Below are 25,612 nucleotides of genomic sequence, written 5' to 3' on the forward strand. Positions count from 1 at the left end.
GCATATGCTGACGCAAACCTCCGACCCATCGGGCGTGATCCAGGGCACCCTGGCCACCGGCGGCATCGAACTGAACTACCGCCTGCAAGGGCGCGGTACGCGCCCGCTGGTGTGCATCCACGGTGTGGGCTCGTACCTGGAGGCCTGGGACGCGGTTGCCAGCCACCTGGTCGAGGACTTTCGCATCCTCACCTTCGACCTGCGCGGCCACGGGCATTCCTCGCGGGTGTACGGCCGCTACGAGATCGACGACTTCGTCGGTGACACCTTGGCGTTGGCCGCCCATGTGGGCTTCGACACCTTCGACCTGGCCGGTTTCTCGCTGGGCGGCCTGATTGCCCAGCGTCTGGCCTTGCAGCACCCACACCGGCTGCGGCGCCTGGCGCTGCTGGCCACGGTCTCTGGGCGCACTCGCGAGGAACGCGCGCGGGTGCTGGAGCGCCTGGCGGCGTTGCAGGAGGGCGAGCGCGGCTCGCACCATGATGCCTCGTTGTCGCGCTGGCTGTCGGAAGATTTCCAGGCGTGCAATCCGGACCTGATCGCCTGCCTGCGCCAGCGTGACGCCGAGAACGACCCTCAGTGCTATGCGGCCGCGTACCGGGTGCTGGCCGAGACCGACTATGGCGGTTTCATCGACCAGATCCAGGTACCGACCCTGATCGCCACCGGCGAGCAGGACCAGGGGTCCAACCCGCGCATGGCGACGTTCATGCACGAATGCATCCCAGGCTCCAGGCTCGAAATCCTGCCGGGGTTGCGCCACTCGATCCTGATCGAGGCACCGAGGCAGGTCGCCGGCCTATTGCATGAGTTCTTCATGGACGATCAGTGAGTGGACGGACACGTCACCAACCCCGCTGCGGTGGGGGCGTCGGTCCGGTCAGTGAGATTCTGTTTGCTACGAGAGTGCTGGCAATGAACATCGAAAAACGCATCCCCCGAATAAAAAGCGGTTCGATATCCCTCCACCTGGCCGCCTTGCGTGAGGCCGGGCCTTCATCGACTGCCGTGTCCCCGCGAGCTCGGTTCGCGGGCCATCCGAACTTGCACGAGGAGTCGCAGCCATGACTGACCGATTGGTCATCGAGAATCTCTACAAGGTGTTCAGCGACAAGCCCGGCCCCGCGCTGGCGATGTTGCACGAAGGCAAGGGCCGCGCCGAGGTGCTGGAAACCCTGAGCCAGGTGGTGGGCGTGGACGACGTGTCGCTGCGCATCCCGTCCGGCTCGATCTACATGATCATGGGCCTGTCCGGCTCGGGCAAATCTACCCTGGCGCGCTGCATCAACCGCCTTAACGAGCCCAGCGCCGGGCGCATCCTGCTTGATGGCGAAGATCTCTGCGCACTGGACGAGGAGGGCCTGCGTGAGGTGCGCCGCTCGCGGATCTCCATGGTGTTTCAACACTTTGGCCTGCTGCCCAACCGGCGGGTGATCGAGAACGTCGAGTTCGGCTTGAAGATGCGCGGCACCGCGCCGGCCCAGCGCCGCGCCCGGGCCGAAGAGGTGCTGGCGGTAGTGGGCCTGGGCAAGTGGGCCTACCACATGCCCCATGAACTCAGTGGCGGTATGCGCCAGCGCGTCGGCTTGGCCCGCGCCCTGGCAACAGACGCTGACGTGCTGATCATGGACGAGGCATTCAGCGCCCTCGACCCGCTGATCCGCAGCGAGATGCAGGACGAACTGCTGCGCCTGCAACGCACCCTGAACAAGACCATCCTGTTCATCACCCACGACTTTCAGGAAGCGCTCAAGCTTGGCTCGCGCATCGCCATCATGTCCGAAGGGCGGGTGGTCCGCGAAGGTACGCCACAGTCGATCGTCATGGAGCCCGGCAGCGAGTACGTCGCCGGCTTCACCCGCGAGGTCGACCGCGCTCGGGTGTTCGACGCCGCTTCTGTGATGACCGCGCTGACACCGGTCTGGCGCGGCGAAGGCCGCACCCTGCTGGGTGCCAGCAATCTGGGGCCAGGCTTCCTGGTCGATGGCGATCAGCGGCTGCTGGGCATCCTCAGCCAGCAGCAGGTCGCCCTGGCCTGCAGCGGCCAGCAGGCACCTCAGCCCGCAGCCGGCTTCATTTGCGTGCCGAGCACGGCACGGCTGGTGGACGTGGCGCCGCAGTGCATCGGTGGCCAGCCGGTGGGGGTGACAGACGAGGCCGGGCGGCTGCTCGGGTTCCTGGATGCGGGGCATATTCTGGCCCGGATTGGCGCCGCTCAGGGCGTGGAGGTGCGACATGCTTGAAGCCAACGACCTGGCGGTGTTCCCCATCGCCGACTGGATACAAAACGGCGTGCAGTGGCTGGCGGAGAACTTCCGTCCCTTTTTCTCCAGCCTGAAATGGCCGATCGAGCAGTTGCTCAACTTCGTCGACGGTGCTTTCCATGCCATGCCGTTCCCGGTGATGGTGCTGCTGACCTTCGTGTTGTTCTGGCGCTTGGCCAACCTGCGAGTGGCGCTGTTCAGCGTTGCCGCCTACGTGACCATCGCAGTGCTTGGGGTGTGGTCGGAGGCGATGACCACGCTGTCGCTGATTACCACGGCCATCGTGTTCTGCGCGGTAATCGGTATCCCCATTGGCATCTGGTGCGCACGTAGCCCTGCTGCATGGATGGTGGTGCGCCCGGTGCTGGATGTGATGCAGACCACGCCGACCTTCGTGTACCTGGTGCCGGTGGTGATGCTGTTCGGTGTCGGCAACGTGCCCGGTGAAGTGGCGGTTGCCACTGCAGCGATGCCGCCGCTGATCCGCTTCACCCAGTTGGGGATTTGTATGGTCGACAGCGAGATCGTCGAAGCCGGCCAGGCGTTCGGGGCCAACAAGTGGCAGCTGTTGTGGGAGGTGCAGTTGCCGCTGGCAATGCCGACTATCCTCGGCGGCCTGAACCAGACGGTGCTGACCGCCATGGTGATGTCGGTGGTGATTTCGATGATTGGCGCCGAGGGCCTTGGCCTGGTGGTGCTGCAGGGTATCGGCCGGCTCGACGTTGGCGGCGCGGCGGTCGGTGGCATCGCCATCGTGCTGCTGGCGATCATGCTCGACCGTTTTTCCCAGGCACTGGGTGCACCTCGGCCAGGCAATGGTCTGACGTTGAAAAGCGTGCTTCGCCGCTGTCTGCGCGGCGAACGCCTGCTGTCCCAGGGGCATTGAGCCACAGCACCTTGCTTGATGCGTTTGCGTGTGTGTCACAACCCGATAACGAGCATAAGAAGAAGGTAGACAACGATGAACATGTTCCACAAGACGCTCGCCTGTGCCGCCGTACTTCTGGCCCTGACAGGCACCGCCCGGGCCGAAGGGTTGCCCGGTGATGGCCGGACCATCCGCTATGCCCAGGACAGTAGCCTGGGGGGGAATTATGTAGTGGCGCAGATTGTCTCCGACGCCTTCAAGGCGCTGGGATACAAGGTCAAGCTGGTCACCCTGGACAATACCTTGTTCTTCCCCGCCGTGGCCCAACACGACATGGACATCGGCACCGATATCACCCTGCCACAGCGCGAACCCGGCTTTCGCGCCGTGGCGAAGGACGCTGAGCTGGTCGGGGAGGGGATGATCATTGGCGGTGGCATCAATGGCTATCTGATAGACAAGAAGACCGCACTGGCCAACAACATCACCACCTTGGAACAGTTGAAAGATCCGAAGATCGCCGCGCTGTTCGGCGCCGGCGGCAAGGCCGAGTTGACCAGCTGCGACCCAGCGTGGAGCTGTGGCAAGGTGATCGATTATCAGATGAAGGCCTTCGAACTGACCGGCACGGTGCGGCAGGTGCGTGGCAAGTACGAGGCGCTGATGGCCGACGTGGTGACCAAGGTCAAGGGCAGCAAGCCAGTGTTCTTCTACGCCTGGAGCCCGTCCTGGGTGACCAATGCGCTGGTGCCAGGCCGCGACGTGCTGTGGCTGCCTACGCCCAAGGATGCGTTGCCAGCGGACATTCCCAACGACGGCTCGGCGCTGGTCAAGGACGTCGAGGGCTGCGCCGGCGACGCCAACCCGTGCCGCATGGCCATGGGCTCATGGAACTACCACACGGTTGCGAACAAGCAGTTCCTCGCGGACAACCCGGCGATCAGGCAACTGATGCAGCAGGTGCATTTCCCCACTGCCGTGTGGTCGCAGTGGGAGGCGGCGATAGGCAAGGAGGGCGGCTCGCCGGAAATGATCCGCAAGCTCGCCGACCAGTGGATAGGTGCCAACCAGGCACAGTTCGATCAGTGGGTGGCCGCGGCCAAGTGACAGTCACGCCGGGGCGGCTGGCGCCCCGGCGCTTAGGCAGAATCGAAACGGAGAACCTTGCATGAATCAGGAACTGTTTGAACGCGGGCTGCAGACCCGACGTGAAGTACTCGGCGACGCCTACGTGGACGCCGCGCTGGCCAACGCCGATGAGTTCGGCATGCCGATGCAGGAACTGGTGTCGCAGTACTGCTGGGGCGATGTATGGAACCGACCAGACCTGGACCGGCGCACCCGCAGCCTGCTCAACCTGGCGTTCATGACCGCGCTCAACCGGCCTCACGAGCTCAAATTGCACATTCGTGGCGCGCTGAACAATGGCGTGAGCAAGGCGGAAATCCGCGAGGTGTTCCTGCAGGCGGCGATCTACGCCGGGGTGCCGGCGGCGGTGGACAGCTTCCGCTGTGCCCGTGAGGTGTTCCAGCAGGATTGATCACCTGGCACGGGGCTCTCGCATCAGCGCCAATGCGAGCGTGCCCCGTGACACAGCCGCTGCCAGCATACTTGCAACCCTTCCCACGGTGATATTCATGGACTACCGCTACTTGGGCCGCAGTGCTCTGAAGGTTTCCCCTTTGTGCCTGGGCACCATGATGTTTGGTGGTGCCACCGACGAACCGACCGCCCAGCGCATCATTGCCCACGCTCATGCTCAGGGTGTCAACTTCATCGACACCGCCGACGTTTACACCGGTGGTGCCGCCGAGCGTATCGTCGGCCGGGGCATCGCCTCCCAGCGCGACGACTGGGTGCTGGCCAGCAAGTTCGGCTCACCCGTAGACACTGCCCCGAACCGCCAGGGCCAGTCGCGCAAATGGATCAACCAGGTCGTCGAAGCGAGCCTCAAGCGCCTTGGCACCGACTACCTCGATATCCTCTACTTCCACCGTGCCGTTCCCGGTGTGACCCTGGCAGAGGGCGTGCGCGCCGTTGGCGACCTGATCCGTCAGGGAAAGGTGCGTTATTTCGCAGTGTCGAACTTGCGCGGCTGGTACATTGCCGAGGTAGTGCGTTTGGCCGACGAGATGGGCCTGGACCGGCCGGTGGCCAGCCAGCCGCTATACAACCTGGTCAACCGTACCGTCGAGGTCGAACAATTGCCTGCCGCCTATCACTACGGTTTGGGCGTTGTGCCCTACAGCCCGCTGGCGCGGGGCGTACTGACCGGCAAGTACGCCCCAGAAGGCCCGCCACCGCCGGACAGCCGGGCAGGGCGTGGCGACCAGCGCATCCGGCAAACCGAATGGCGGCGCGAATCCCTGCACATCGCCCAGTCCGTTGCTGCCCACGCCGCCTCGCGCGGCATCAGCAGTGCGGCCTTTGCCTTGGCCTGGGTCCTCAATAACCGCTGCGTCAGTTCGGTCATCGCTGGGCCGCGCACCGAAGCGCAGTGGCACGGTTACCTGAAGGCATTGCAGGTGCGTATCGAGGAGCAGGACGAGTGCTTTGTCGACAGCCTGGTGCCGCCGGGGCATTGCTCCACGCCGTATTACACCGACCCTAGCTATCCGGTCGAGGGGCGATTCAGGTCAGCCGATCAATGCAGCCTAGCCTTCGAGTAATGCTGTCAGACCGGTGTCGTTGGTCTTGACCACACCATTGCGGGCAAGCATGGCAAAGCAGCGCCAACGTGCTTCAAAGTCGGTGCATTTGGGGTCATACATTTGTACAAAACCAGGCTCGGAAACCTGAATATTTAACGATTTCCAGTACCGCAAAGGCGTCTTAGTCTCCTGTTCAAGCGTTGAACAATAATAAAAGGAGACACCCAATGCCCATTCCCTGCCATGCCGGCGACAACCTGCAGTTTCAGTGAATCAATTGCAATTAGATTTTGCACCGTCAGCATAGAAGCTCTCGTTTCTGGACTAGAAAATCAATCAACGTCCTGATTTTGGCTGGTATCTGCGCGCGTGTAGGTGCCTTATTGCGTTGCTCGTGGAGGTGACGTTAATGAGGCACTAGCAGAAGTTTCAAAGGGATGCCGGATATGATCGGGCCTGGGGCAACGAATCCATCGCCATTTGATCCTCATCTCTGATTGGTCGAAAACACACTTCAAGGCTTATGCCCGCAGCCATGCGTTTCGCACATGGCTGCGGGCTGTTCTTCATGAGCTGGCACCGTCGCTGTACAGCGGCTTGTGCTGACCCTTTCATATCGTCCTCAGCCTTGTTGCTTTCAGACGAAGGTGTACGAACAGACCTTGTTGCCGGCCGGATCGCGCAGGTAGGCCGCATAGGCACCCGGCAGGTGACCCCGTGCGCCAGGTTGCCCCTCGTCGGTGCCGCCTGCGGCAAGGCCGGCGACGTGGAAAGCGTCCACTTCGGCGGGAGTGGCGGCCGCAAAGCCAATCGTCACGCCATTGCTGGAGGGCGCTTCACCATTGCCCGGGCGGGCGATGATGAAAGCCGGCTTTTCGCGACCGAAAAGCACCCACCCATTGCCGAAAGGGCCGAGGTTGTTGATGCCGAGGGCACCCAGCGCGGCGTCGTAGAATGCGGCCGATTTCTGAACATCGGCGGCACCGATAAAGACGTGCGAGAAGATGCCGTCGCCGGAGATGACAGGATTGGACATGATTGATTTCCTTGATGGTTGGTGTTGAGTGGTTTGTGGGCGATCAGTAGTGGATCACCGTGCGAATCGACTTGCCTTCGTGCATCAGGTCGAAGGCCTTGTTGATGTCGTCGAGGCCCATGGTGTGGGTGACGAACGGGGCGAGATCGATCTCGCCTTTCATGGCGTCTTCCACCATGCCCGGGAGTTGGGTACGACCCTTGACGCCGCCGAAAGCCGAGCCCTTCCAGGTCCGGCCGGTAACCAGCTGGAACGGACGGGTAGAGATTTCCTTGCCGGCACCGGCCACGCCGATGACGATCGATTGGCCCCAACCACGGTGGGCAGCTTCCAGGGCCGAACGCATCACGTTGACGTTACCGATGCACTCGAAGGTGTGATCGACACCCCAGCCGGTCATCTCGATGAGCACCTCGTGGATCGGCTTGTCGAAGTCCTTCGGGTTAAGGCATTCGGTGGCGCCGAAGGTACGAGCCAGTTCGAACTTCGCCGGATTGGTGTCGATGGCGATGATGCGACCCGCCTTGGCCTGGCGTGCACCCTGAATCGCAGCGAGACCGATGCCGCCGAGGCCGAAGATCGCCACTGAGTCGCCCGGCTGCACTTTGGCCGTGTTGTGAACGGCACCGATGCCGGTAGTCACACCGCAACCCAGCAAGCAGACATGCTCGGGATTGGCATTCGGGTTTATCTTGGCCAGCGAGACTTCGGCAACCACCGTGTATTCGCTGAAGGTCGAGCAGCCCATGTAGTGGTAAAGCGGCTGGCCGTTGTACGAGAAACGGGTCGTACCATCGGGCATCAACCCCTTGCCCTGGGTGGCGCGAACCGCAACACACAGGTTGGTTTTGCCGGACTTGCAGAACAGGCATTCGCCGCATTCGGCGGTGTACAGCGGAATGACGTGATCGCCAGGTTTTACGCTGGTCACACCTTCACCCACCTCCACCACGATACCCGCCCCTTCGTGGCCCAGTACGGCCGGGAACAGACCTTCGGGGTCGTCGCCCGACAGGGTGAAGGCGTCGGTATGGCAAACGCCAGTATTGGTGATCCTGACGAGCACTTCGCCTTTGCGTGGCGGCTCGACGTCAATCTCAACGATTTCAAGCGGCTTTCCAGGCCCGAAGGCGACTGCGGCACGTGATTTCATGATGTTGTTTCCTTGCTAACTGGTTCAGGAGCGGAGCATTCCACTGTGTTGTCAGTTTGGGAAACGGCAGGGATGTTGTATATGGAATTGTCGCGATTTTATAATTCCTATATTTGGAATAATTGGCATATGACGAACCTGGCCATGAGGCGTGAGCAATGACGAAAGATATCGAACTGCTGCGCATATTTCGGGTGGCGGCCGAAAGCAGCAGTTTTCGCGACGCAGCCGTGCGTCTGGGGACCTCCCCTCAAGGCGTCACGCGAGCCATTCAGCAGCTGGAGAGGCACTACGGCGAGGTGCTGTTCCATCGGAGCACGCGACAGGTCCGCATTACCGCCTATGCCGAAGGCTTGCTGGAACAGGTGCGCCCTGTGCTGGAGCGGTTCGAGGATCTGTGGCGACCGCCTGTGGCCGACGAGCAGGATGCTCTGTCGGGCACGGTGCGCATCACCGCACCGCACAGCCTGGGTACCAGAGCAGTTCTACCGGCGTTGGAGCGTATTGCGGGGCGTCATCCCAGGATCACCTTGGATGTGCGCTTGTCCGACCGCATCAGCAATACGGTTGACGACGGGATCGACGTTGGCGTCAGGGTCGGGTTCATGCGCGATAGCCGCTTCATCGCACGCAGAGCAGGCGACATGAGGCTGCCCATCGTTGCTGCTCCACGCCTTATCGAGAAAGTGGGCGCACCTGGCGATATCGATGCGCTGGTTGGCCTGCCCATCGCCGCAGCCCTGGACACCAATACCGGACGCCCGTGGCCTTGGCACTTCAAAGCGGGGCAGCAGTGGATACCCGCAGCGCCCACGCTTATTGCCGACAATGCCGACATGGAAATAGGCGCCGCACTGGCCGGGGTCGCTTTCGCCCAACTGGCGGACTACATGGCGGCCCCCTACATTGCCAGCGGGAAACTCGTGCAGGTGTTGCAAGACGAAGAGCCACCGGCATGGGGGTTGTACGTCTATCGCCCTCAGCGTGGCCCCGTTCCGGGAAGGGTTCGAGTGGTATTTGATGAAATCTTGGCCGCCGTTGGGGGGCTGCCAGCTTTGCGCTGACACACAGCTTGTCCATCGGCAATTGAATTTCGTTTGAAAACAGAGAAACAGGCCAGAATATGCGCCGTTCTAAGAAGATGGCTCATTCTCAGCGCCTAGCAGTTGATTCGTCATTTCCTGCTGATCCCGACCCTGATTTATCAACCACCGCTGAAAGGCCCGGCACTGGCTACGGTGGAAGCTGTTCTGGTTCCACGTCACGTAATACGCCGCCGGCATGGGCAACGCACGCATGCACGGGATGACCAGGCGGCCGCTATCCAGGTCCCTGCGGATCATCGAATACTGCGCCAGGACGATGCCTTGTTCCTCGATCGCCGCCTGAATTGCCATGGCGGAGAGGGAGTAGATCCGGTAGTTGCGGATGATGACCTCGCCGACACCGGCATCGGCAAACCACTGCTCCCAGGACGGCGGTGAGTCGAACTTCGGTCGCCAGTCGATGGTGATCAGTGGGTGGGCCAGCAGTTCGCGTGGCTCCACCGTACCCGCCAACATCGCCGGGCTGCAGGCAGGTACCACGCAATCACGAAACAGCTCGATGGTGTGTTGGTCATCGTGAATGCCTTCTCCGTAACTGAGACGAAAGTCCACGCCGTTGGCTTGCGCCTCCGAAGGCTCGGTGTGGGTGCCGTCGAGGTAGACGCTCAGTTGTGGATGCTCCAGCTGCCAGTCGGCCACCAATGGTGCCAGCCACTTGGACAGCAGTGAGGGCAGGGCACTGATGTAGAGGTTATTGGCGTTCTTGCCGCGCTCCAGCTCCGCGTAGGCCGCCCGCAGGCGTTCGAAGGCCTGGCTGCACCCTTCATGAAAACGCTGGCCGGCTGCGTTCAGGCGCAGGCGCTGGCCCTCCTTGGCGGTAAGGCTAAGGCCCACGGCTTCTTCCAGCAGCTTCATTTGCTGGCTGACCGCACCGGCGGAAATGCCCAGGCGCTTGGCGGCCTGGGTGATGCCGCCGCACAGGCCGACGGCTTCGAAAACTTCCAGTGCGCGTAACGGTGGCAGGTGGCTCATGAGTGCGCCTCGTAGGGGAGGGAAGGTGTGTATTTTTAGTTTAGAAATACTTAAGCAATCAACAGAAAAGCACATCTATTCTTTTGTTCGCCCCGGGCATAGGCTTTTTCTCAAGAAGCGACGCTTCGCATAACAACAAGAGGAGCTACACGCCATGTTCTTGAGAAACGCCTGGTACGCCGCCGCCTGGGACACCGAAGTGAAGCAGGCCTTGCATCCGACCATCCTCCTTGGCGAAGCCATCGTGCTGTATCGCAAGGCGGACGGCGCCGTCGTTGCCCTGGAGGATGCTTGCCCGCACCGTAAGCTGCCGTTGTCGATGGGGCGCCTGCAGGGTGATGTGGTCGAGTGTGGCTACCACGGGCTGACGTTTGACAGTGCTGGCGCCTGCGTGAAGGCCGCTTGCGTGTCGCGTATTCCTCAGACGGCGAAGGTGCGCAGTTACCCGGTAGAGGAGCGCTATGGCCTGGTATGGCTGTGGATGGGTGATCCGGCGCTGGCCGACCCGGCCAAGCTTCTAAACATTGCCGAGTGGGATGACCCGAACTGGGGGTTGAACCGCGGCGATTCGATGACAATCGACTGCAATTACCTGTACATGACCGACAACCTGCTCGACCCCTCTCATGTCGCCTGGGTGCACCAGAGCACCTTTGGCACCTCGGCCTGCGAATCGCAGCCGCTGGAAACCGTGGAGAAGGACGATGGCGTAGTTGTGTCGCGGTGGCTGTACGACATCGACGTTGCGCCGTTCTACCAGCAGTACCTGAAGTTCCAGGGGCGTTGCGATCGCTTGCAGTACTACGAGGTGCGTTACCCGGCGCACGCGATCATCAAGGGGGTCCATACCCCGGCCGGCTACGGCGGCGATGCTGTACCTGCGCACGATAAAGCGTTCTTGATGGACTCCTACAACTTCATGACGCCGGTCGATGAAAACCGTACCCGTTACTACTGGTTCCAGTTGCGTAACTTCGATGCCGACAGTGAGAGCGTCTCGCGTCAGTTCGCTGCTGACGTGCGCCGGGCTTTTGAGGAGGACCGGGTGATCCTCGCCGCTGTGCATGCTGGCATGAAAAACCGCCAGACCGCCAACATCGACCTGGCCATCGACTCAGGCCCGCTGCGTTTTCGTCGCGCCATGGAGCGCATGATCCGCGAAGAACAGACAGGCGCCGCCAAGCTGATCGATACCCGCGAGGTCAAAGCCCATGCTTGACACCATTCCCGCCGTGAAGGGCTTTGCGCGCTTCCAGGTGACCAGGAAGGTGCGAGAAAGCGTGTCGATAACCTCGTTCGTACTCGAACCTGCCGTGCACCAGGGCCGGGTGGCATTTCGCCCGGGGCAGTTCATCGTAGTTCGCATACCACAGGCCGAAGGACCACAGGTGCTGCGCGCCTACAGCCTGTCGGGCGACCCGGGCGATCCCTCGCAACTGCGCATCTCGGTGAAGCACGAATTGCCGCCGGCACATTCGCCCGGCCTGCCGGCCGGCGTGGGGTCGAGCTTCTTGCATCAAGCAGTGGAAGTGGGCGAGCAACTGGAAATCGCTGGCCCGTCCGGTACGTTCGTACTGGACGAAAGCAGCGAGCGGCCTGTGCTGTTGTTCAGCGGCGGGGTGGGCCTGACCCCCATGGTGAGCATGCTGCATCGTCTGGCTGGTACCACGCGGCCGGTGTACTTCATCCATGCCTGCGAGAACGGCGCCGTGCATGCCCTGCGCGACGAGGTGTTGGCGGTGGCCGCCAGGCGCGCTGGGATCGTGGTGCACTTCTGCTACCGGATGCCGACCGATGACGACTTGAAACGTGCGCACCATCACAGCAGCGGGCTGGTCAGTCGGGAAACCCTGCAGACATTACTGCCCCTCGATGACTACGACGCCTACCTGTGTGGCCCGCGCCCGTTCATGCAGGCGAACTGGCGGCTGCTGCGTGGCCTGGGGATCGACAGGGCGCGCATTCGTTATGAGTTCTTTGGCCCGGCCACGATCCTCGATGAAGACGAAGCCCCGGCTGCTCCCCCTGTGGCGCCGCCGGAGCCTGCGCCCGCCGGTGACCTGACCGTGCGCTTCGAGCCGTCGGGGCAGTCCGTGACCTGGGATGCCGCCTGCCCCTCGCTGCTCGACTGTGCCGAGCAGGCCGGGTTCGCGCCGCCCTTCAGTTGTCGCGCCGGGCTGTGCAACAGCTGCCTGACCCCGCTGCTTAGCGGCAGTGTCGAGTACAGCGAGGCGCCGTTGATGCCGCCTGAGCCTGGCCAGGTGTTGTTGTGTTGCGCACGGCCGACCTCGCCGGTGGTGTTGGCGCTGATCGATCAATAGAGGCCCGCACCACGCGGACAATGATGAACCCGCCAGAGGCCTGATGCCTATCCACTGATGCCCACCTCCAGACTTGCCTTGCCTCGCGTGCCCCTTACCGTGCTTCGCATCGGAGAATTAAAGATGAACAACAAAAAAACTCGATTCGCCGCCTGCTCGCTGATGATGTTGCTTGCCAGTTTCTCGCTGAACACCCACGCCAAGGAGTGGAACCACATACAGATCGCCACGGAGGGCGTTTATGAACCCTGGAACCGCACCTTGCCAGACGGCTCTTTCGATGGCTTCGAACCGGAGATGGCCAAGGTCTTGTGCGAGCGCATGAAAGCCCGCTGCACGATCGTTGCCCAGGATTGGGATGGCCTGATCCCGGGGCTCAAGGCTGGCAAGTTCGATGTGGTGATGGACGCCCTGGCGATCAGCCCGGAGCGGCGCAAGGTGATCGACTTCTCCCGCCCTTACACCAAGGCCCCGGCCACGTTCATTGCGCTGCAGTCCAGCGCTGTCGACCTGGGCAGCGGTACCTTGCACTTGCGCGGTAACCCTGAGCTGGATACGCCTGCGGTGGATGACCTGCGCAAACGCCTCAAGGGCAAGCTGATCGGGATCGTCTCCGGCACCGTATACAGCAAGTTCATCCGCGACCAGTTTGGCCAGGTGGCGACCATCCGTGAATACAAGACCCCGCCCGAGCCGCTGATGGACCTGAAGAACGGCCGTGTCGACGTGGTGTTCGAAGACCTCGGCTTCCTTTCCGGGGAAATGCAGCGCGGCGCCGACAGTGGGCTGGTACTGGTCGGCCCGGCTATCAATGGGCCGATCTGGGGCGAAGGGGAGGCCTTCGGTATACGTCCAGGCGAGCCGGAGCTCAAGGCCAAGCTCGACGCTGCGATCGATTCGCTGATCGCCGACGGCACGATCAGCGAGCTCAGCCGCAAATGGTTCAAGCACGACTTCACGCCGCCCACCCAATGACCCCGGTCCGTCTGGCGCCCCAGTGGCGCCAGGCACCGACAGGCCGCTCGCGCATCAGCGCGGGCCGGCGGTTCTCTGACACGGTTATAGGTGGACTACGGTGATCGAGTTGATTGGTTTTAGCGCAAAGGGCTGGGGCAGTGTGTTGCTCATGGCCGCGCTCATGACGGTACTGGTGACGTTGGCGGCGTTGCTGGTCGGTGCTGTGCTGGGTGCACTCGTCGCTGCCGCCAAGCTGCACCCCAGCGGGCTGCTGCGGAGGCTGGGCGATGGCTACACCACAGTGTTCCGGGGGATCCCGGAGCTGTTGGTGATCTACCTGTTTTTCTATGGCGGCTCGGCGTTGGTGAGCAGCGTGGGCGGGCTGTTCGGTGCCGAGGGCTTTATCAGCATGCCGGCGTTCCTGGTGGGGGCGCTGGCGGTCGGGGTGGTGTCTGGCGCCTATCAGGCCGAAGTGTATCGCGGGGCGTTCCAGGCGGTGTCGCGCAGCGAGCTGGAAGCGGCCAAGGCGATCGGCATGCCGCTGATGCTGCGCTTTCGCCGGATCATTGCGCCACAGATCCTGCGTTTCGCCTTGCCGGGCATCGGCGGCGTCTGGCAGATCACCCTGAAGGATTCGGCGCTGATTTCTGTCACGGGGTTGGTGGAACTGATGCGCGCCAGCCGCGTGGCCGCCGCCTCCACCGGGCAGTTCGTGTTGTTCTTCATCACTGGCTGCGCGCTCTACCTGGTGTTGACGGGCATTTCCAACCTGGTTTTCTCCCGCGCTGAACTGCGTGTGGGCAGAACTTTTCGTCGCAGCTGAAGGGGGCCAACCATGTCTGTAGATATCGCTTTCATTGCTGACACCCTGGTGCAACTGTTGCGGGCGCTGCCGACAACGCTGCTGCTGTTCGCCGCATCGGTCGCCATCGGCACGCTGCTGGCCTTGCTGGTGGTGTGGATGCGGGTGTGCGAGGTCGCTGCGCTGCGTCACCTGGCGCGCGGCTACATCTTCCTGTTCCGCGGCTCGCCGCTGCTGATCCAGATGTTCCTGCTCTACTACGGGCTGAGCCAGTTTCCCGAGGTGCGCCAGAGCCTGCTCTGGCCGGTGCTGCGCGAGCCGCTCAGTTGCGCGGTGATTGCCCTGGCGCTGTGTACGGCAGGCTACATGGCGGAAATTTTCCGTGGCGGTTTGCTGGCCGTGCCGCCGCAGCAAATCGAAGCGGGGCGGGCTGCGGGCATGTCGGGCTGGTTGCTGGCGCGACGGATCATCATCCCTATCGCCCTGCGCAGCTGCCTGCCGGCTTATTCGACGGAGATCATTCTGATGATGAAGGCGACCTCGCTGGCAAGCCTGGTCACCGTCTACGAAGTGTCCGGCGTGGCGCAGCGGATCATCGCCGAAACCTACCGCACGCTCGAGGTGTTCCTGTGTGCCGCGCTGATCTACCTGGTTCTGAACTTCCTGATCGTTCGCATCCTGGCGTGGGTCGAACACTGGTTGTCGCCCCGGCAGCCCGTCACCGCGTGTCAAACAACAAAAAAGTACGCACTCAGCGTACGTAGAGGATAAGTGGCATGACTACAGATCCAGTGCTGCAGGTAAAACACATCCGCAAATCCTTCGGCAACCTGGAGGTGCTCAAGGGCATCTCGCTGGACGCCCACGAGGGTGACGTGGTGTCGATACTCGGCGCCAGCGGCTCGGGCAAGAGCACTTTCCTGCGCTGCATCAACCTGCTGGAAGTCCCCGATGCCGGCGAGATCCGTGTTGCCGGCGAGCAGGTGGTGTTCAAGCGTGGTCGCCACCAGGTGCTGGTCCCCGCCAACCGGCGCCAGGTCGATCGCATGCGCCCGGAGCTGGGCATGGTGTTCCAGAGCTTCGGCCTGTGGTCGCACATGACGGTGCTGCAGAACGTCATTGAAGGCCCGGTGCATGTACAGAAGCGTCCGCGCGCCGAGTGCATCGATGAAGCCGAGGCGTTACTGGAAAAAGTGGGCATGGCCGACAAGCGCGACCACTACCCGGCGTTCCTGTCCGGTGGCCAGCAACAGCGTGTGGCCATCGCCCGCACCCTGGCGATGCGCCCGCGGGTCATCCTGTTCGACGAGCCGACCTCGGCGCTCGACCCGGAGCTGGTTGGCGAGGTGCTGAAGGTGATGCGTTCGCTGGCCGAGGAGGGCAGGACCATGCTGGTGGTCACCCATGAAATGGGCTTTGCCCGCAGCGTTTCCAACCGTGTGGTGTTCATGAACCAGGGGCTGATCGAGGCTCAGGGCACGCCGCAGGAGATGTTCAACGAGCAGCACTGCGAACGTTTCAGCCGGTTCATCCTCAGCCACGCCTGACACCCCGAAAACAACGCGTTTTTTCGCCTGTTCTGGAACGGGGCAGGCGTTCTACACCCTGAAAAAGCCAATGAGCAGAGAGAGCACAGCCATGCGCATGCAACCCCAAGATATCGCCAGCGTAGTACTGGACGATGCCAAACCCTCCCTCGAAGCGTTCATCGCGGTCGCCCGTTATGGTGCGAAAGTGAGTTTCTCCGATGCCTACCGTGCCCGCGTTTCACGTTCGCGTCAGCTGATTGAACGCTTCCTCGACGAAAACCGCTTGGTCTATGGCGTGACTACAGGTTTTGGCGACAACGTCCGGCATGTGATTTCGCCTGAGGACGCGCAAACACTGCAGGTGAATATCGTGCGCTCCCACGCGGTGTCAGTGGGCGAGCCGCTGAACCGCGAACAGGTCCGTGCCGTGCAGTTGATGATTCTGGTCAGCTTGGGCAAGGGGTTTTCGGGTGTACGCATGGCGCTGCTGGAGCAGATTGCCGGGCTGCTCAACAACGATGTGATGCCGTTTGCCCCCAGTGAGGGCTCGGTCGGTTACCTCGGCCCTGAAGGCCATCTCGCGCTGGTACTGATCGGCGAAGGCAAGGCCAGCGTTGCCGGTGGTGAATGGGTGGACGGTGCGACTGCATTGCGCCAAGTGGGCATGCAACCGATCACACTGCAGTGCAAGGAAGGCCTGGCGATGCTCAACGGTACGACCTCGGTCACTGCCATCGCCACCCTGGCGCAGTACAACGCCAACCAGGCGGCCCAGGCGGCGGACGTGGCCGCGGCCATTTCCCTGCAGGTACTCAAGGGCACCATTCGGGCCTTCGACCCGCGCTACCACTCGGTCAAGGCCCATGTCGCCCAGGCGCAGACCGCTCGCTATATCAAGCAGTTGCTGGGTGACAGCCAGCTGATCGAGGAGAACATCGACTACCGCCTGCAAGACACCTACAGCCTGCGCGCCATCCCCCAGGTGCATGGTGCCTCCAAGCAGTTCATCGCCTACGCCCAGGCCTGCATCGACAACGAGATCGGCTCCTCGGGCGACAACCCGGTGATCTACCCGCTCAGCGACGATGACGGTATCGCCATCTCCGGGGCGAACTTCGATGGTTCCTACATCGGCATGGCGGCGGACACGCTGTGCAACGCAATGACCAACCTGGCGAAGATCTCCGAGCGGCGTACCGACCGTATGGTCAACTCGCATTTCAGCGAAATGCCCGCCTTCCTGGTGCGCAATCCCGGCCTCAACAATGGCTACATGATCATCCAATACACCGCCGCCGGGCTGGTGGGGGAGATGAAGGTGCTGTCCCACCCATCCACCATCGACAGTGTCTCCACTTGTGGCAACCAAGAAGACCCGGTGAGCTTTGCCTTCAACGCAGCCATAAAGGCGTACCAAGTGTCGCGCAAGCTGGAGTCGGTGCTAGCCATCGAGATCCTGGTCGGCTGCCAGGCCCTGGACTTTCATGAGGTGGGCAAGGCCTCCAGTGCCACGCGTGCGCTCTATGAACTGGTGCGCAGTCGCGTGCCAGTGGCCAATGAAGACCGCGCGTTCTACGCCGATATCGTTGCGGTGACTGAGCAACTACGCGGGGGCGAAGTGCTCGTAGTCATTGATCGCGTGCTTGCCAATCAGTGATTGCGTACCGGCCCGGTGGATATACCGGGCCGGCTCAGGAGTTTGTTAAACGATCAAATCACGTGTGGCGAAGTCGACGTGGCTCCAAGAAGGAAGCCCGCTTGGGGTGGGCAAGGGCGTTTCTATCAGAGATAGTGTGACGGTCACCGGTTAATCGGAGTAACATAGGTCATTGATTTTAAAGGTCAATACATTCGCGGCACTCTTTAGTTGGAAAACAGATTTCTATCTTCCAATTAAGTACTGGAATCCCAGTCATTTTTCCAGTTAAAGACTGTATTTTAAGGTATAGATCTGAGCGGTTGTACGACAACCGGAATCGATATCCGATGCTCACTTCAAGACCAAGGGCGATTCAATTTCAGGTGACCCTCAAACGTCGACAGCCTTGCTGAAGCTTCGCTGGCATCAGTCGTTGTTAAGCGCTGTGTAACGGTTTGAACATTTCGCGTCCTAGAGCGCTCGAGCTTTGGGCTAGCATCTACTGCACCGTAGTTACTGCAAGAGCGATATCAGAATGCCGGCAGGCTCTAGAGCAACATCGGCAAATCCTAACCTCTGACCCTGTCAGCCCTCAAGCCTCATCCCGACGCCGAACTCAACGGGCTCGTTTTCTTAGTACCCTATTAGAATCGTGGTGGCTCTGTCCAACGAGGCTCGGGAGGTAAGCCCCCAGGCCCAGAATGCGTGCAGGCAAGGTACTTTCAGCTTCGGAACAAGATCTAGCCATTGCAACAGCAGCGTGAGTCTTATTCTGAGCACGCGAGAGGTCAGATGTATAGAACATAAATGTCAGATTCATGTAATGGATATATCAGAAATAAAGTGCAATAACTCTTCGAGTTATCTATTTATTGCAAAAATCAATTTACGGCTAAGTAGTTTTCTTTGTCGTAAGCTGTTGTTCTGGTTGTCAAAAAAATGTGGGAAATTAGAAGAATATATTATCTGAATTTTTCATCAATTTAATTGTTATTCGAACTGTCAATTTGTTGGCGATAGTTTGGTTTGAAAATCCTGTTGCGATCATCGGTGCGTTGGGCTACTGTCAGTCAGCATCAACTCACACCCAGGCTTTTACTATAGAGCTTCAGGGTCTCATCTATTGAGCTAATGCCAGGCATGAATGGTTAAGTTGCACGTTCATGGTGAGCTCTGTGCTGCGTACGGTTGAAGAAGTTTAGATGGGGCGAGTCCAAATCTTCTCCAAGCGATAGCTATTGTTTCATGTAAGCGTTTCTGGTACAGGCCGGAATAACAGTCTTACAACGCCGCTTTACCATTTCAGTGAGGCAAGCCAATAGTGTCATCAATACGCATGTAGGAGTCAGGAGTGCATCAGATGACTCCTGCATTCAGTTCGACATGACAAGTGACGATCAGGATGAGCAAAGAAATTCGCACGGCCGTAATGATCCATACTTCCAAACCGGTACGGACTAAGGTTCCACCCCTGAAAATCCCACGGCCTTGGAAGCCCGCCAACCCCACTGTTACTCAATCCGCTGCCCCGTATGAAGCTCTCGATGTGAGTGATAAAGAGCTGAAACTTGCATGGCAACGCAATGCAATATTCAAGCAGCTGCGGGAGGGATTAATAGGTCAAGCTAAAGCTATGGAGCTTTTGGGTGTCAAAAAGAGTCAATTCTACAATCTCTATAAATCCTTTCTAGAGTCTAATAGCTATCTCGACCTAACGAGAAAGAAGCGCGGAACAAAGCCGGGTAGTCATAAACTAACGCAGGGCCAGTTCAGCGCTCTCGAGCTTTCGTTTCAGGAGAATTATAAGGGGCCAAGTGCGTCATCAGCGAAAGTTTGGAAGGGAGCACAAGGACTGGTGCCCGAAGATGAGTTGCCGCCTAGCAAGTATCAATGCAGGAAATTTGTGGCTGCAAAGCCGGAAAAAGAAAAGTATTACAGGAAGTATGGCAAGGAGGCGGGCGATAATAAATACAAGCCGAAGCCCAAAAAAAAGATCATGGAGCGTGTACTTCAGCAAGTGCAGATGGATCACACCATGGTTGACATGCTTTTGGTCGATGAATTTGATCGTAATGTTTTGGTAGGGCGTCCTTGGTTGACAATGATCATGTGTGCCCTAACGAGGGTGATACTTGGGATGTACCTGAGCTTTCGTCCCCCGGGTTTAATAACTGTAGCAAGCGCGCTAGCCTTTGCAGTCCAGGATAAGTCTGATTTCTTAGGGCTCTATGGAATCGATCCCAAAGAATATCCATTTTACGGCATCCCCTTTTTGATATATACGGATAACGCTGCTGAGTTCACGAGTTCTCGATTCATTGCAACATGTAGCAGATGGGGGATGGATTGGGATCATCGTCCAGTCGACAAAAAGTGGTACGGCGGGTTGATCGAGCGCGTAGTAGGAACGTTCATGGGGGAAGTGCACTTCCTTCCCGGAACCACAGGTAGCAATGTGATTCAGCGAGCGGGGTTAACTCCGGAAAAAGATGCTAAGTACGACATAATTCAATGTGGGAAGCACTTGCTAGATCAAGCGATCCTTTACCATGGAACGGTGCATGAAGGCTTGCAAAGCACTCCGCGCCAGGCGTGGTTTCATTATGATTCACAAGGGCTGCTAGATCATGAGAGGGTAATTAGGCCGGATCAAAAGAAGCGCTTTGAGCTTGATTTTTTGGCGCCATCCTACAACCACACGATTCAACCATATGGGATAAATTTTGAGGGCAGAAGATATTATAGTATCGAGCTTGACCCGTATATTGGTGCAAGAAATGTGGAGATAAGGTTTCAGCCTTATGACCTAGATTCTATCTGGGTTATGGTTCCTGGGAGGTTTCTACATGTCCCGTGCACATATACCAAGAGTCGCCTGTCCAACAACTGGGAGTCTTATAGCAGCCATAAAGCCTTGTCTAGTGCCCGACACGTCGGTCATAGCGCGCCTGGAGGGCTGATTGATGATGAGTATGCTTTGGCGGCCCAAAAAAGGCAGCGCGAACTAGCAGTAGAGGTTGAGACTCAATCAAATAAAAAGCCAAGGCCACCCAAAGATATCACTGCGAAAACGGAGCGGCTACCTACTCACCCAGCAGTCCAACCAGTAATTGGCCCGCCGCGTATCATTGAAAGTAGTCGAGATGCGCCGGAGATTTTGCAGCCTACACTGATAATTGATAGGTTCAAAAAATGATCATGGACACATTCTCATCATACGAACACGTGTTACCAGAATTTCGCCATAATCTTCAGCTCTCTGCGACTGAGCGTATTGAGATCTGCAGGCATGATTTTTGGATCGACACACCAAAATTCGCCCTGATGTTTGAGTGTATTAACCACATGTCATACACCCGCAATCAAATTCAAACGTCTTGCATCTTTATACACGGTGCGGGTGGGGATGGGAAATCAGCTGCGTGGCATCGGCTGAAATTTCTCAGCGCAAACTCTGACAGGAAAATGGTATTTGTCGAACTGACCGAGAACACTAATCGCTTCAAGCTACACGATCGTATCTTGGAAGCGTTTGGCATTGAGGTCGGCCGCCGTAGCACTGCTGACAAAGAAGAGCTTATTTTCAAGTACATTAAAGCGAACAATATTTGTGCCATCGTCATTGATGAACTAAATGATGCGCTTCTACAACCGTACGCTCAGAAACGCACGCTTCTTTCACTGATGCGTAACTTGTCGGGCACTCTAAAATTATGCGTAATTGCGTTTGGAAATACTGAGGCGTGTAGCGTCCTCATGCTGGATCGTATCATTGATCGACGATTTGTGCAGTTTGCTATCAAGGACTGGGAGATGGGTCAAGACTTCGTTAATTTTATTGCAACCTATGAGGCACATCTTCCGCTTAAACTCAAATCCGACCTCTCAGACGCTGAGATTAGAACGCTAATCCATACCGAGTCGTACGGCATCATGGATAACGTTGTCAAGATAATGAAATGTCTCGCCATGGATGCAATTGACTCGGGAGTCGAGCGCATTACGCTGGAGCAATTCCCTCGTTTGCATGACATAGCTATGCGATACGGATTTAACGTCCATGTTCCTAAGAGTGACCGTAATGCAGAATTGTCTAGTCAACAGTAAGCTAACTCCATGCCAGCAAGAAATTTACGATCTGGTCTCAGATCGGTTGGCGCTGTGTGAGCCAACCATAATAATAATAAACGCCGAGCCAGGAGCAGGCCTTTCGACATTGATGGAGAATGTCGCGAACTCTGTGGGCGCAGCATTTATCCCGATCACATCAAGGCCGGCGATAAGTGGTCGCAACATGCTTGAGGCGTTTTACTATCATTTGGGGCTGGGAGCTGAGGGTATCTCACACCGGGCACCGATTCCAGCCTTTGTATCTCCTCTAATAACGCTGCAGTCGATCGTCGGAGTCCTTATTGAAGATGTCGATGATTTTGCTGTAACTATCCCAATGAGAAAAATGACCATAGGGCATCTGAGCAAAATTGCTTCAACTTTGCCGGGTATAAGCTTGATCATTTCTCAGACATTGTCCAGATGGGATCGCGATCGTAGTATCCGTCACAAAGATATCGAGGCCCCCCAGAAGCGTGATGAATATTATTTGCGTAGCTTTTCAAGCTTAGCTCAGTACATTGATCACTTTCAAGGCGTCACTGCCTCGCTTGGATTGCCCGATGTGTCGAGCCCTAAGATAAAGCAACTGTATGAAGTCACCGAGGGAAATCTCGCTTTAACTATGCAGTATCTTTGTCATCCTCTTTTGAAGCGCAAGTGGGAATAACGGGGTATATGTAAAATGAATGATGTCATCCATCCAGTTTCGAATGAGCTCTTCACATCCTGGTTGTACCGCCAAGGAGCTCTTCCCACTGTTGCGGACTGGCCCATTAATAATCTATTGGAGATCTATCAGTCTTCTATGCAGTATTCTGATTTCGATCCTGACTTTTATTTGCCAAGCGGATTCAGCAGTCGCGCGCTTGCACGGCTTGGAATGACAGGCTCTGACCTTTCTGTTTTTGCACCGAAAAGTTCTTGGCTTATACCACGTTTTTATCGTGGTGCATTCTGCTACGAATGCTTCTGTGATCACATTCGATCATTCAAACTCCCCACAATGCTCACTGAGTGGTGTTCAGTAGTTCAAACTGTTTGTCCTATACACGTAGCGCCGTTGCTCGACACACCTGGAAAACAAGGCTACAAGCTTAATATGGCAGTGAAAATCTTTTCATCTTATCATGCACAGCCAAGTGCGGTGGCTTTTCCCCACTCTACTCTGACCCCCAAGCTGGCTAGCGCATTGCTGACATTGCAGGCTTTTATGTCCAGTATTGAGATTAATGCATCGTGGGGCGGGGATGATGCTGAATGGCGTTTAATTCAGACTTTAATGAGGATATTTCTTTATCCCCGGTTTGGCATAATTGCCTCTTTGTTTCCTAAGCAATCGGTTGGGACTGATGCTCAGCTTTTTCGATATAATTTTCACTTGGGGCCATTAATTGGTTCGGTAGTGCGTAGGCAATTGGCAGTGCTGTTGACTGGCCTGATCTTGGATGTTTTGGAAGAGCGTGAGCGGCTAGAAGCGGAGCACTATCTTCAGTCATTTGATCGGCGTTATTACTTTTTTGATAGCGCAGCCGGGCTAGGTCTGTCTGCCAACGTCTTTACTCCAGAGCATGGAAGGCAGCTCTTCGTCCAACTGACACAGCTCTCAACCAAAATTTACAGTCCTTACCTGGCAGAATTTATTGAAGCGTTTGGTGGCAGGGATCGATAGGTATCATCCGGAGGAAATATGCTGCTGCAGTTCGTGACACAGGTTCGGTTCTCCATGCCCTTTGCCGTCACCCAAGATGGCGCAGTTTTTGGGCCGAAAGCGGATGTAGGGATGTTCGTTTTATTTCCGTCGAGGAAAATACTCGCCTGGTTTCATGCGAATGACCGACTTAGGAACAAGGTAGGCACTCTGCGGCTCATGCTGTCCGGGCCGTTATCCTCATGTGTAACCAAGCTTGTGTGGATCAATGCTCATGGTCTAACTGAAACGCAGCAGACCGCTGATGTGGTCGACGCGTTCATGGATCTCTTCTACGACTACCCAGCTTCAGTTTATGGAAGCCAGGCCGTAGTGCGCTACATTGCAAGACCTGCCTTTGATTCGCTGATGAACAAAGCTTTGGCTCGTTACAATCGATATCTCATGTAGAAACTTGTCAGGTTTCGGCTTATCAGGACACCTGACAACACTCCATGTGCCGATTCAAGCACTGCTAACGTTGGCGCTTACTGGCCCATTGCCTGTATAACTACACCCCATCAGCACATTGCAGGCGAGGGACAGCTCAGTGTTTTTAAACGACCAGGAAACCGCAACGGACTTGCTGTACTACAGCGCGATCTCCAAAACGGTTGTGAAGCTCATCAAGGATACGCCTGACATCCCCATCACCATTGGTGTTCACGGGGACTGGGGTGCCGGTAAGTCCAGCGTCCTGCGCATGACGCAGGATGAGCTTAAAGCCAACGATCGTGTCTGCTGCATCTGGTTTAACGGCTGGACGTTCGAAGGGTTTGAAGACGCCAAAACGGTAGTCATCGAGACGATCGTCGATGAGCTGAAGCGAGCCAGGCCAAACTCGGCAAAAGTGAAAGCCGCTGCTGCCAAGGTGCTCAAGCGTGTCGATTGGCTGAAGGTCGCGCGCAAAGCCGGCGGCTTCGCGTTCACTGCCATGACCGGCATCCCCACCATGGATCAGTTGAAGGGGGTGTATGACCTGGTCACGTCCGTGGTTACAAACCCAATGGATCATGTAAGCAAGGATGATCTAAAGGGTGCTGCCGAGAAGATCGGTGACTTCCTCAAGGAGGGCGGTGACGACTCCGAGAAGCTCCCTGAGCACATTCATAAATTCCGAGAGGAGTTCAAAGAGCTGCTAGACGCCGCCGACATCGACCAGCTCGTTGTCATCGTGGACGACCTCGACAGGTGCTTGCCGAAGACGGCAATCGAAACGTTGGAAGCGATCCGGTTGTTCTTGTTCGTTGAGCGCACCGCCTTCGTCATCGGTGCAGACGAAGCCATGATCGAATATGCAGTGCGTGAGCATTTCCCTGACCTCCCGCAAAGCTCAGGCCCGTCGAATTACGCACGCAATTACCTCGAGAAGCTGATCCAGGTACCATTCCGCATCCCGGCGCTTGGATTGGCAGAGACGCGTGTCTACATCACCTTGCTGCAGCTTGAGAATGTCCTGGGTGCTGATAACTCCAAGTTTCAAGCGTTGCTGGACATCGCCCGAGAGGACATGAAGCGGCCGTGGAAGAGCAAGGGGCTCGAGCGCAGCGTCGTGCAGACGGCCATGGGCGGCACGCTGACCGAGGAGGTTAGCCAGGCGATAACCATCAGCGCCCATGTCACCAAGATCCTGAGTGAAGGCACGCGCGGTAACCCACGCCAGATCAAGCGATTCCTGAACTCCATGATGCTCCGCCAGGCGATCGCTGAAGAGCGTGGGTTTGGCAACGAGATCAGTCGGCCAATCCTCGCGAAGATCATGTTGGCTGAGCGCTTTTACAGCGATTTCTACGAGCAGATCGCGAGGCTCGCATCCTTGGCGCAGGACGGCGCACCAGAGGCTCTCGCCGGGCTTGAGAAGCGGGCGAGGGCCGCGCCTCACGAAGTCGAGGATGACGAGCAGGATACGGGTGAGCGAAAGGCTAAACCCAAGGTGGCCGTGGCCATCGGTGCTGAGCTTCAGCAATGGCTTAAAAGTGACTGGGCGCTCAACTGGGCACGGATCGACCCGACACTCGTCGGTGTTGATCTGAGGCCTTACGTCTTTGTAACCAGGGACAAGCGTAGCTCCCTCGCAGGTTTCGTAGCTACCAGCCAGCTTGAAGCGTTGGTAGAGACTTTGATGGGCCCACGCATGAAGCTGAAGAGCGCGCCTGTGCTCAACGGCATGCGCGAGCTGTCCGCTCCCGATTCTGAAGAAGTCTTCGATGCGATCCGCGATCGTATCCTCCAGGGAGACATCTTCGATAAGCGCCCTCAGGGCATCGACGGTCTGGTTGGCCTAGTCAAAGAACAGCCACGGCTTCAAAACCGACTGCTCGAATTCATACGGGGACTACCTGTCGAGCGACTGGGTGGCTGGGCGGCGTCCTCTTGGAGCGAGTGCTTGGTTGAGCCAGCCGCAAAATCAGCGCTCCAGGCCGTTCAAGAACAGTGGGCCGCACAGGTCGAGAACAAAAAACTCAAAGTAGCCGCTGAGCAATTGTTGGATCTCGGCCCGAAACGCTAAGGAAT

The 25,612-nt window shown here is 58.2% G+C and carries 23 protein-coding genes; 20 read left to right on the plus strand and 3 right to left on the minus strand.

Features of this window, described 5'->3' with window-relative positions; all coding sequences use genetic code 11:
- Positions 1–4: 4 nt before the first annotated feature.
- The 6 genes from ACNQP3_RS13125 (at position 5) to ACNQP3_RS13150 (ending at position 5,801) form a co-directional block, all read left to right on the plus strand.
- Positions 5–832, plus strand: coding sequence for an alpha/beta fold hydrolase (locus ACNQP3_RS13125; RefSeq protein ID WP_264317140.1), 828 nt, complete (start codon positions 5–7; stop codon positions 830–832).
- A gap of 232 nt (positions 833–1,064) precedes the next feature.
- Positions 1,065–2,243, plus strand: coding sequence for a quaternary amine ABC transporter ATP-binding protein (locus ACNQP3_RS13130; RefSeq protein ID WP_060492448.1), 1,179 nt, complete (start codon positions 1,065–1,067; stop codon positions 2,241–2,243).
- Positions 2,236–3,150 (plus strand): ABC transporter permease, encoded by a 915-nt coding sequence (locus tag ACNQP3_RS13135; RefSeq protein ID WP_060492447.1) that lies wholly within the window; start codon positions 2,236–2,238, stop codon positions 3,148–3,150. The genes ACNQP3_RS13130 and ACNQP3_RS13135 overlap by 8 nt, the downstream gene beginning before the upstream one ends.
- 75 nt (positions 3,151–3,225) lie before the next feature.
- On the plus strand, positions 3,226–4,239 hold the full coding sequence (gene proX / locus ACNQP3_RS13140; protein WP_264317141.1) for a glycine betaine/L-proline ABC transporter substrate-binding protein ProX: 1,014 nt from the start codon (positions 3,226–3,228) through the stop codon (positions 4,237–4,239).
- Positions 4,240–4,300: 61 nt separating this feature from the next.
- Positions 4,301–4,672 (plus strand): carboxymuconolactone decarboxylase family protein, encoded by a 372-nt coding sequence (locus tag ACNQP3_RS13145; RefSeq protein WP_060492445.1) that lies wholly within the window; start codon positions 4,301–4,303, stop codon positions 4,670–4,672.
- A 97-nt stretch (positions 4,673–4,769) separates the two neighbouring features.
- Positions 4,770–5,801 (plus strand): aldo/keto reductase, encoded by a 1,032-nt coding sequence (locus ACNQP3_RS13150; RefSeq protein ID WP_060492444.1) that lies wholly within the window; start codon positions 4,770–4,772, stop codon positions 5,799–5,801.
- Between the two features lie 619 nt (positions 5,802–6,420).
- Here ACNQP3_RS13150 and ACNQP3_RS13155 read toward each other — a convergent pair.
- Both ACNQP3_RS13155 and ACNQP3_RS13160 read right to left on the minus strand, forming a co-directional pair.
- A complete protein-coding gene (locus ACNQP3_RS13155; protein WP_060492443.1) occupies positions 6,421–6,819 on the minus strand; it encodes a VOC family protein in 399 nt (132 codons plus the stop codon).
- Positions 6,820–6,862: 43 nt separating this feature from the next.
- The gene (locus ACNQP3_RS13160) at positions 6,863–7,972 is read right to left on the minus strand and encodes an S-(hydroxymethyl)glutathione dehydrogenase/class III alcohol dehydrogenase (protein WP_264317142.1); all 1,110 of its coding nucleotides are present in this window, start codon (positions 7,970–7,972) and stop codon (positions 6,863–6,865) included.
- A gap of 158 nt (positions 7,973–8,130) precedes the next feature.
- On the opposite strand from ACNQP3_RS13160, the gene ACNQP3_RS13165 reads away from it, so the two are divergent.
- Entirely contained in the window at positions 8,131–9,036 is a 906-nt protein-coding gene (locus ACNQP3_RS13165; RefSeq protein WP_264317143.1) for a LysR family transcriptional regulator, read from the plus strand.
- A 69-nt stretch (positions 9,037–9,105) separates the two neighbouring features.
- Here ACNQP3_RS13165 and ACNQP3_RS13170 read toward each other — a convergent pair whose 3' ends face one another.
- On the minus strand, positions 9,106–10,050 hold the full coding sequence (locus ACNQP3_RS13170) for a LysR substrate-binding domain-containing protein (RefSeq protein WP_060492440.1): 945 nt from the start codon (positions 10,048–10,050) through the stop codon (positions 9,106–9,108).
- Between the two features lie 154 nt (positions 10,051–10,204).
- Between ACNQP3_RS13170 and ACNQP3_RS13175 the strand changes: the two genes are divergently transcribed.
- The 13 genes from ACNQP3_RS13175 (at position 10,205) to qatA (ending at position 25,607) form a co-directional block, all read left to right on the plus strand.
- A complete protein-coding gene (locus ACNQP3_RS13175) occupies positions 10,205–11,269 on the plus strand; it encodes an aromatic ring-hydroxylating dioxygenase subunit alpha (RefSeq protein WP_264317144.1) in 1,065 nt (354 codons plus the stop codon).
- On the plus strand, positions 11,262–12,371 hold the full coding sequence (locus tag ACNQP3_RS13180; RefSeq protein ID WP_264317145.1) for an FAD-binding oxidoreductase: 1,110 nt from the start codon (positions 11,262–11,264) through the stop codon (positions 12,369–12,371). The genes ACNQP3_RS13175 and ACNQP3_RS13180 overlap by 8 nt, the downstream gene beginning before the upstream one ends.
- Positions 12,372–12,494: 123 nt before the next feature.
- On the plus strand, positions 12,495–13,346 hold the full coding sequence (locus ACNQP3_RS13185; protein WP_060492437.1) for a transporter substrate-binding domain-containing protein: 852 nt from the start codon (positions 12,495–12,497) through the stop codon (positions 13,344–13,346).
- A gap of 151 nt (positions 13,347–13,497) precedes the next feature.
- Positions 13,498–14,151 carry an ABC transporter permease gene (locus tag ACNQP3_RS13190; RefSeq protein WP_060492467.1) on the plus strand — a complete coding sequence of 218 codons (654 nt, stop codon included), beginning with the start codon at positions 13,498–13,500 and terminating at the stop codon, positions 14,149–14,151.
- Between the two features lie 12 nt (positions 14,152–14,163).
- Positions 14,164–14,901: an ABC transporter permease gene (locus ACNQP3_RS13195; protein ID WP_264317146.1), complete on the plus strand. Its 738-nt coding sequence runs from the start codon at positions 14,164–14,166 to the stop codon at positions 14,899–14,901.
- A gap of 5 nt (positions 14,902–14,906) precedes the next feature.
- Positions 14,907–15,677, plus strand: coding sequence for an ABC transporter ATP-binding protein (locus tag ACNQP3_RS13200; RefSeq protein ID WP_264317147.1), 771 nt, complete (start codon positions 14,907–14,909; stop codon positions 15,675–15,677).
- A 91-nt stretch (positions 15,678–15,768) separates the two neighbouring features.
- Positions 15,769–17,316: an HAL/PAL/TAL family ammonia-lyase gene (locus ACNQP3_RS13205; protein WP_060492434.1), complete on the plus strand. Its 1,548-nt coding sequence runs from the start codon at positions 15,769–15,771 to the stop codon at positions 17,314–17,316.
- Positions 17,317–18,700: 1,384 nt separating this feature from the next.
- On the plus strand, positions 18,701–20,494 hold the full coding sequence (locus ACNQP3_RS13210; protein ID WP_264317148.1) for a transposase family protein: 1,794 nt from the start codon (positions 18,701–18,703) through the stop codon (positions 20,492–20,494).
- Entirely contained in the window at positions 20,491–21,405 is a 915-nt protein-coding gene (locus ACNQP3_RS13215) for a TniB family NTP-binding protein (RefSeq protein WP_264317149.1), read from the plus strand. The genes ACNQP3_RS13210 and ACNQP3_RS13215 overlap by 4 nt, the downstream gene beginning before the upstream one ends.
- Positions 21,380–22,078: a hypothetical protein gene (locus ACNQP3_RS13220; protein ID WP_264317150.1), complete on the plus strand. Its 699-nt coding sequence runs from the start codon at positions 21,380–21,382 to the stop codon at positions 22,076–22,078. Before ACNQP3_RS13215 ends, ACNQP3_RS13220 begins: the two co-directional genes overlap by 26 nt.
- 15 nt (positions 22,079–22,093) lie before the next feature.
- Positions 22,094–23,080, plus strand: a complete 987-nt coding sequence (locus ACNQP3_RS13225) for a hypothetical protein (RefSeq protein WP_264317151.1) — start codon at positions 22,094–22,096, stop codon at positions 23,078–23,080.
- 18 nt (positions 23,081–23,098) lie between these two features.
- Positions 23,099–23,509 carry a hypothetical protein gene (locus tag ACNQP3_RS13230; RefSeq protein WP_264317152.1) on the plus strand — a complete coding sequence of 137 codons (411 nt, stop codon included), beginning with the start codon at positions 23,099–23,101 and terminating at the stop codon, positions 23,507–23,509.
- Between the two features lie 139 nt (positions 23,510–23,648).
- Positions 23,649–25,607, plus strand: coding sequence for a Qat anti-phage system ATPase QatA (gene qatA / locus ACNQP3_RS13235; RefSeq protein ID WP_264317153.1), 1,959 nt, complete (start codon positions 23,649–23,651; stop codon positions 25,605–25,607).
- The last annotated feature ends 5 nt before the right edge of the window (positions 25,608–25,612 follow it).

This window comes from Pseudomonas sp. LFS074, assembly GCF_047978165.1.
In the GTDB taxonomy this organism is placed as follows: domain Bacteria; phylum Pseudomonadota; class Gammaproteobacteria; order Pseudomonadales; family Pseudomonadaceae; genus Aquipseudomonas; species Aquipseudomonas putida_P.

Excerpts from the sequence above, each read along its gene's own strand:
- ACNQP3_RS13130 (WP_060492448.1), top strand. The coding sequence starts at position 1,065 with ATGACTGACCGATTGGTCATCGAGAATCTCTACAAGGTGTTCAGCGAC.
- ACNQP3_RS13145 (WP_060492445.1), top strand. The coding sequence starts at position 4,301 with ATGAATCAGGAACTGTTTGAACGCGGGCTGCAGACCCGACGTGAAGTA.
- ACNQP3_RS13170 (WP_060492440.1), bottom strand. The coding sequence starts at position 10,050 with ATGAGCCACCTGCCACCGTTACGCGCACTGGAAGTTTTCGAAGCCGTC.
- ACNQP3_RS13160 (WP_264317142.1), bottom strand. The coding sequence starts at position 7,972 with ATGAAATCACGTGCCGCAGTCGCCTTCGGGCCTGGAAAGCCGCTTGAA.
- ACNQP3_RS13215 (WP_264317149.1), top strand. The coding sequence starts at position 20,491 with ATGATCATGGACACATTCTCATCATACGAACACGTGTTACCAGAATTT.
- ACNQP3_RS13180 (WP_264317145.1), top strand. The coding sequence starts at position 11,262 with ATGCTTGACACCATTCCCGCCGTGAAGGGCTTTGCGCGCTTCCAGGTG.
- ACNQP3_RS13190 (WP_060492467.1), top strand. The coding sequence starts at position 13,498 with ATGGCCGCGCTCATGACGGTACTGGTGACGTTGGCGGCGTTGCTGGTC.
- ACNQP3_RS13225 (WP_264317151.1), top strand. The coding sequence starts at position 22,094 with ATGAATGATGTCATCCATCCAGTTTCGAATGAGCTCTTCACATCCTGG.
- ACNQP3_RS13155 (WP_060492443.1), bottom strand. The coding sequence starts at position 6,819 with ATGTCCAATCCTGTCATCTCCGGCGACGGCATCTTCTCGCACGTCTTT.
- ACNQP3_RS13220 (WP_264317150.1), top strand. The coding sequence starts at position 21,380 with ATGCAGAATTGTCTAGTCAACAGTAAGCTAACTCCATGCCAGCAAGAA.
- ACNQP3_RS13195 (WP_264317146.1), top strand. The coding sequence starts at position 14,164 with ATGTCTGTAGATATCGCTTTCATTGCTGACACCCTGGTGCAACTGTTG.
- ACNQP3_RS13125 (WP_264317140.1), top strand. The coding sequence starts at position 5 with ATGCTGACGCAAACCTCCGACCCATCGGGCGTGATCCAGGGCACCCTG.
- ACNQP3_RS13165 (WP_264317143.1), top strand. The coding sequence starts at position 8,131 with ATGACGAAAGATATCGAACTGCTGCGCATATTTCGGGTGGCGGCCGAA.
- ACNQP3_RS13200 (WP_264317147.1), top strand. The coding sequence starts at position 14,907 with ATGACTACAGATCCAGTGCTGCAGGTAAAACACATCCGCAAATCCTTC.
- ACNQP3_RS13135 (WP_060492447.1), top strand. The coding sequence starts at position 2,236 with ATGCTTGAAGCCAACGACCTGGCGGTGTTCCCCATCGCCGACTGGATA.
- ACNQP3_RS13185 (WP_060492437.1), top strand. The coding sequence starts at position 12,495 with ATGAACAACAAAAAAACTCGATTCGCCGCCTGCTCGCTGATGATGTTG.
- ACNQP3_RS13150 (WP_060492444.1), top strand. The coding sequence starts at position 4,770 with ATGGACTACCGCTACTTGGGCCGCAGTGCTCTGAAGGTTTCCCCTTTG.
- ACNQP3_RS13205 (WP_060492434.1), top strand. The coding sequence starts at position 15,769 with ATGCGCATGCAACCCCAAGATATCGCCAGCGTAGTACTGGACGATGCC.
- ACNQP3_RS13175 (WP_264317144.1), top strand. The coding sequence starts at position 10,205 with ATGTTCTTGAGAAACGCCTGGTACGCCGCCGCCTGGGACACCGAAGTG.
- ACNQP3_RS13210 (WP_264317148.1), top strand. The coding sequence starts at position 18,701 with ATGAGCAAAGAAATTCGCACGGCCGTAATGATCCATACTTCCAAACCG.
- ACNQP3_RS13230 (WP_264317152.1), top strand. The coding sequence starts at position 23,099 with ATGCTGCTGCAGTTCGTGACACAGGTTCGGTTCTCCATGCCCTTTGCC.
- proX (WP_264317141.1), top strand. The coding sequence starts at position 3,226 with ATGAACATGTTCCACAAGACGCTCGCCTGTGCCGCCGTACTTCTGGCC.